This window comes from Planktotalea sp., assembly GCF_049680325.1.
Lineage (GTDB): Bacteria > Pseudomonadota > Alphaproteobacteria > Rhodobacterales > Rhodobacteraceae > Planktotalea.
In genome coordinates, this window is the sequence record NZ_JBAUHO010000268.1 from 1 (window position 1) to 5,925 (window position 5,925).

Consider the following 5,925-nt stretch of genomic DNA (forward strand, 5'->3'; position numbering starts at 1 on the left):
CGGCGAGCAGATGATCCTGCGCGGGTTCAATGATGTCTCGCACCTTCCCGATTAATCCATCGTGACCACGACTTTGCCCAGGACCTTGCGGTCTTGGAGCAGTTGCAGCGCATCGCCGGCTTTTGCCAAGGGATAGCTGGCAGAGATACGCGGCTTGATCTTGCCTTCACCATAAAGGCGGAACAGATCACCCATGTTTTCCGCATGGTTCTGCGGCTCGCGCATCGTATGCGCGCCCCAGAAGACGCCGACGATCTGGCATCCTTTGAGCAGCGTCAGATTGAGCGGGATTTTGGGAATGCCAGCGGGGAAACCAACGACCAGATAGCGCCCTTTCCAAGCGAGCGAACGCACCGCAGGTTCGGCGTAATCGCCACCCACCGCGTCATAAATAACGTCGACGCCGTCACTACCTGACAGCGCTTTGATCTGGTTCGAGAATTCTTTCTGGGCGGCCCGATCCGACATATCACGCGAATAGATCAGCGTTTCGTCAGCCCCGAGATCGCGACAGAATTGCGCCTTTTCTTCGGAAGACACTGCCGCAATGACCTTTGCACCCGCTGCCTTGCCCAGCTCGATCGCAGCCACGCCAACACCGCCCGCAGCACCAAGGACGAGAAGGGTTTCGCCCGCTTTGATTTCGGCGCGGTCTTTCAATGCGTGATGCGATGTCCCGTAAGTCAGTACGAAACACGCTGCCTCGTCATAGGGCATGTTGTCGGGAATTTTCACAACGCGGTTGGCATCAACGATTGCTTCGGTTGAAAAGCCGCCAAAGCCGATCATGCCAAGAACACGATCCCCGATATCGAGTCCCTTAACACCTTCGCCAATCGCTTCAATCTCGCCCGCTATTTCACCGCCGGGCGCGAAAGGGCGGGGCGGTTTCATCTGGTAAAGATCGCGAATAATCAAAGTATCGGGAAAGTTAACGCCTGCGGCGTGAACCTTGATGCGAACCTGTTTCTTGCCGGGTTCAGGCGACGGCATTTCGGTTAGAACCAGTGTTTCGGGTCCACCGACTTCAGTGCTTAACATCGACTTCATTATGAATTCCCCCCATCGGACTTTCGTCAAGGGTGAGACGTGGCGTCGCATCTTGTCAATCGCAATTCCGCTCGCCATTCTGCACAGCGGAATAGATGTCCGCATTTTGACGTGACGTCTTTGCGGGAGGAATTTTGAATGACGGTGAACCCCCTAGATGGATTCCGCGCAGAGCTTCGTGCCTGGCTGGAAGAAAATTGTCCCGAAGAGATGCGCGATGGTTTGATGACCGAAGAGGGCATCTGCTGGGGCGGCAAGAATTGGGTGTTCACCAGCGACGCGCAGAAGGTCTGGTTAGAGCGTTGTGCATCAAAGGGTTACACGGTGCCGACATGGCCCGTTGAGTATGGCGGCGCGGGGCTTAACCGCGATCAGGAAAAGATTTTCGATGAAGAAATGGCGCGGATCAATGCGCGCTCTCCACTGGAAAGCTTCGGCATCTGGATGCTTGGGCCCGCTTTGTTGCACTTTGGAACGCACGAGCAAAAGCTGCACTACCTGCCCCCTGTGGCGCGCGGCGAAGTGCGCTGGTGTCAGGGGTATTCCGAACCGGGAGCCGGGTCAGATCTGGCCAATGTGCAGACGCATGGCGCGGACATGGGCGATCATTGGTTGGTAAACGGTCAGAAGATCTGGACCTCTTACGCGGATAAGGCTGATTGGATTTTTGCGCTGGTTCGCACGGATCGTGAAGCGCCAAAGCATAAGGGAATTTCGTTCCTGTTGATGAGCATGGACGATGCAGGCGTCGAAACGCGCCCCATCAAGATGATTAGCGGTATTTCCCCGTTTTGCGAGACATTCTTTACTGATGTGAAGGTGCCCAAAGAGCAGATCGTCGGCACTGAAAACCGTGGCTGGGATGTCGCGAAATACCTGTTGACGCATGAACGTGAGATGATTTCCGGCGGCGGTGCCGGCCTGTCTGGTGGCGGGCGCGCTTTGGGCGCTGTGATTAAGGATACGATGGGCGAGCTGGACGCAGTTCTGCGCGCAGACGCCATGCGCTGCGAGGTGGATGCGCTGGCGATTGGCCTGACTTTGGAGCGCTACAAGGATCAATCCGAAGCGGGACAGGGGGCCGGGGATGCCTCTGCCATGCTCAAATATATGGGCACGGAACTGAACAAACAGCGCCACGAATTGATGATGACAGCGGGCGGTTCGGATGCGCTGGAATGGGACGGGCCACTTGGCAATCGTGCAGGCGACTGGCTGCGCACGAAAGCCAATTCGATTGAAGGCGGCACGAGCGAGGTGATGCTAAGCATCGTATCGCGGCGTGTTCTTGGACTTCCGGGGTAAGAGATATGGCAAAACTGGTTAAGACTGATGAAGAGACCATGCTGGCCGATATGGCGCGTGGATTTCTGGACGGCGCGGCCCCTGTGAGCAAGCTGCGCGCATTGCGCGACGCGGGCGAAACGCATGACGGGGCAACGTGGAAAGAAATGGCCGACATGGGCTGGGCCGGTGTGCTCGTACCCGAAAGCGCGGGCGGCTCTGACATGGGGTTTGCAGCGGCGAATGTGATCGCCGAGGAAATGGGCAAGACGCTTGCTGTTTCACCGTTCCTGTCGAGCGCCGTGATCGCAGCGACGGCCCTGCGGCAAGTGAGCGACAGCCGTGCGCTGGCGGCTTTGGCCAAGATCGCATCGGGCGAAGCGACGTATGCTTTGGCGGTGGATGAAGGGATCAAGTTTGATCCCGAAGGCACGCAAATGGAAGCGCGCGCAGATGGCAACGGGTTTCGGTTGAGCGGCAAAAAGCAGTTCGTTGTCGATGGTGCCTTGGCGGATCGTTTGCTGGTGCTTGCGCGTACAAGTGATGGCTTGACGTTATTTGATATTCCAGCCGATCGCGCAGGCGTGACGCGTGACAAGACGAACATGATTGACGCGCGCGACGCGGCCCGCATCACGTTTGAAGATGTGGAAGCAACAGGCGAAGATGTGCTTGGTGCGGTTGATAGCGCAATGGATGTTTTGAAACCTGCGCTGCAAGCGGGGCAAGCGGCCTTGGCGGCGGAAATGACGGGCCTGTCTGCGGGTGCTTTTGGGATGACCGTTGAATACCTTAAAGAACGCAAGCAATTCGGTATCGAGATTGGCCGTTTCCAAGCCTTGCAACACCGCGCGGCACATTTGTGGTGCGAGATAGAAGTCACTTCGAGCGCGATCCTGAATGCGGGGCGCTTGATGGATGAGGATCCGTCTAGCGCGGACCTGGCTGTATCGCTCGCCAAAGCGCGCGCGACGGAGACGGCAATTTTGGCGGTGCAGGAAGGCCTGCAAATGCACGGCGGTATCGGGATGACCGATGCCTTCGATATGGGTTTTTACATGAAACGGGCGCGCGTCGGCGCGGAATGGTTGGGTGATTACAGTTACCACGCCGAAAAGATCGCAGCAGCGAGGGGATTTTGATGGATATTCAGACATTATTTGGCCTGGGCGGTAAGGTCGCTTTGGTCACGGGCGGCGCAACTGGAATTGGCCGCATGGCCGCAGAAGGCTTGGTACGCGCGGGCGCGACTGTGCTGCTGGCCAGCCGCAAGGGCGAGGCCTGCGAGGCGGTCGCAGCAGAGCTGAACGCGATGGGCGCAAGCGGCAAGGCGATTGGTTTTGCAGGCGATGTTGGCACCGAAGAAGGCGTCGATGCGCTGGTCGCGGCAGTCAAGGAACGTACCGACAAACTAGACATCCTGATGAACAACGCGGGCATCACATGGGGCGCGCCCTTGGGTGATTTTCCGTTCAAAGCCTGGGACAAGGTGATGAACGTCAATGTGGCGGGCCTGTTCGATCTGACGCAAAAGCTGCTGCCGATGCTCAAAGCGTCGGGCACAGTGGATGACCCTGCGCGTGTGGTAAATGTCGGCTCTGTCATGGGCGAGCGCGAGATGGGCGATGGCGCTTATAGCTATTCCGCCTCCAAAGCGGCGGTGATCCACTTGAGCAAGATTTTGGCCAAGGAACTGGCGGGCGAGGCGATTACGGTCAATTCGCTTGCGCCGGGGCCATTCGTGTCACGCATGACGGCCTTTGCGACCCATGACGAGGATATGCGCAGCAAGGTTGGCGATGATGTTCCGCTGAAACGCGTTGGCCGTGATGAAGATATCGCGGGTTGCATGTTGTTCCTTTGCGGACGCGGCGGCGCCTATATCACGGGTGCCGTTATTCCCGTGTCCGGGGGCATCAACGTGATGTCAGGGCCGAACATCTTTGAACAGGCGCTGCACTGATGAGCGATATCCGATTTGACGGACGGGTCGCGATCGTCACCGGCGCGGGTGTCGGGCTTGGGCGCTCGCATGCATTGGGTCTGGCGGCGCGCGGCGCAAAGGTTGTGGTCAATGATCTGGGTGTTTCGCGCGACGGGACAGGATCAACGTCAACAGCGTCCGAAGCGGTTGTCGCAGAAATCAAGGCGATGGGCGGCGAGGCAATGGCGCACGGCGCGGATGTTTCGGATGAGGCAGGCGTCAAGGAGATGGTTGCGCAGGCGATGGATGCTTGGGGGCGCATAGATATTTGCGTCAACAACGCAGGCATCTTGATGGATAAGACATTCGCCAAGATGGAAATGGCGGCCTTTCGCAAAGTCGTTGACGTGCATCTGATCGGCTCTGCCAATGTGGCGCATGCTTGTTGGCCGATCATGCGTGAGCAGCAATACGGGCGGATCGTATTTACCTCTTCTGGGTCGGGCCTTTATGGCAATTTCGGTCAAGCGAACTATGGCGCGGCGAAGGCTGCGATGATGGGCTTGATGAACGTGCTGCATCTGGAAGGTGCGCGCGACAATATTCGTGTGAACACGCTGGCCCCAACAGCGTTGACGCGGATGACGGAGGATTTGTTTCCACCCGAGGCCTCTGAATTGCTTGCGCCTGAGACGATCACGCCCGGGCTGCTCTACCTCGTTTCAGAGGATGCGCCGAGCCATATGATCCTTGGTGCAGGTGGTGGTAGTTTCGCCCAGACGCGCGTTTACGAAACGCAGGGGATCACCCTGACAGGTGATGAAAACACGCCTGAAGCAGTCGCTGCGCAGTTCGATCAAATCACTGATCCAAACGGTCAAGCCGAGATGGCTGACGCGTTCAGCCAGACCAAGAAATACGCTCTCAATGAAGCCAAGGCCCGTGGCCTGACGCTGAATTGGTAACTCAAATAATTAAGGAATTTTCACATGCGTGACGCAGTTATCGTTTCCACCGCCCGCACACCGATTGGCAAAGCTTATCGCGGCGCTTTCAACAACACCACACCGCAGCAATTGGCGGGTCATGCGATCGAGCAAGCCGTTGCACGCGCTGGCATTGATCCAGCACGTGTGCAGGACGTTATTCTTGGCGCGGCCTTGCAGCAGGGCCATTCGGGCGGCAACATCGCGCGCCAAGCCGCGGTGCGCGCAGGTCTACCCGTCAGCGTGGCTGGCATGTCCGTTGATCGTCAATGTGCATCGGGCATGATGGCGATTGCGACGGCGGCAAAGCAGGTTGTCATGGACGGGATGGACGTGGCTATTGGCGGCGGCGTCGAGAGCATTTCGATGGTACAAACCAAAGAACTGCGCGTCGCGGCGGACCCGTGGCTGATGAAAAACAAGTCAGACATCTACATGTCCATGCTTGAAACGGCAGAGACAGTGGCGGAACGTTATGGCGTGACGCGCGAGGTGCAGGACGAATATGCGGCACGCTCGCAAGCAAAGACGCATGCGGCGCAGGAAGCCGGCCGCTTCGATGCGGAAATCGTGCCGATGACATCGACAATGCTGGTGCAGGATCGTGAGACAAAAGAAATTTCCGAGCATGAGGTGACGCTGGCCAAGGACGAAGGCAATCGCCCAAGTACAACGTTGGAA

5 protein-coding genes and 1 pseudogene are annotated in these 5,925 nt (G+C 57.8%); 5 read left to right on the forward strand and 1 reads right to left on the reverse strand.

Annotated elements, in window-relative coordinates; genetic code table 11:
- Window positions 1-51: 51 nt before the first annotated feature.
- Window positions 52-1,050 carry an NADPH:quinone oxidoreductase family protein gene (locus tag WBC85_RS12310; protein WP_424437477.1) on the reverse strand — a complete coding sequence of 333 codons (999 nt, stop codon included), beginning with the start codon at window positions 1,048-1,050 and terminating at the stop codon, window positions 52-54.
- Window positions 1,051-1,188: 138 nt separating this feature from the next.
- On the opposite strand from WBC85_RS12310, the gene WBC85_RS12315 reads away from it, so the two are divergent.
- The 5 genes and pseudogenes from WBC85_RS12315 to WBC85_RS12335 all read left to right on the forward strand — a co-directional run.
- Window positions 1,189-2,355: an acyl-CoA dehydrogenase family protein gene (locus WBC85_RS12315; protein ID WP_424437480.1), complete on the forward strand. Its 1,167-nt coding sequence runs from the start codon at window positions 1,189-1,191 to the stop codon at window positions 2,353-2,355.
- A gap of 5 nt (window positions 2,356-2,360) precedes the next feature.
- On the forward strand, window positions 2,361-3,476 hold the full coding sequence (locus WBC85_RS12320; protein WP_424437483.1) for an acyl-CoA dehydrogenase family protein: 1,116 nt from the start codon (window positions 2,361-2,363) through the stop codon (window positions 3,474-3,476).
- Window positions 3,476-4,297, forward strand: a complete 822-nt coding sequence (locus WBC85_RS12325) for an SDR family oxidoreductase (protein WP_424437486.1) — start codon at window positions 3,476-3,478, stop codon at window positions 4,295-4,297. The genes WBC85_RS12320 and WBC85_RS12325 overlap by 1 nt, the downstream gene beginning before the upstream one ends.
- A complete protein-coding gene (locus tag WBC85_RS12330; RefSeq protein WP_424437489.1) occupies window positions 4,297-5,223 on the forward strand; it encodes an SDR family NAD(P)-dependent oxidoreductase in 927 nt (308 codons plus the stop codon). Before WBC85_RS12325 ends, WBC85_RS12330 begins: the two co-directional genes overlap by 1 nt.
- 24 nt (window positions 5,224-5,247) lie before the next feature.
- A pseudogene (locus tag WBC85_RS12335) lies at window positions 5,248-5,925 on the forward strand (acetyl-CoA C-acyltransferase); the annotation flags it as partial.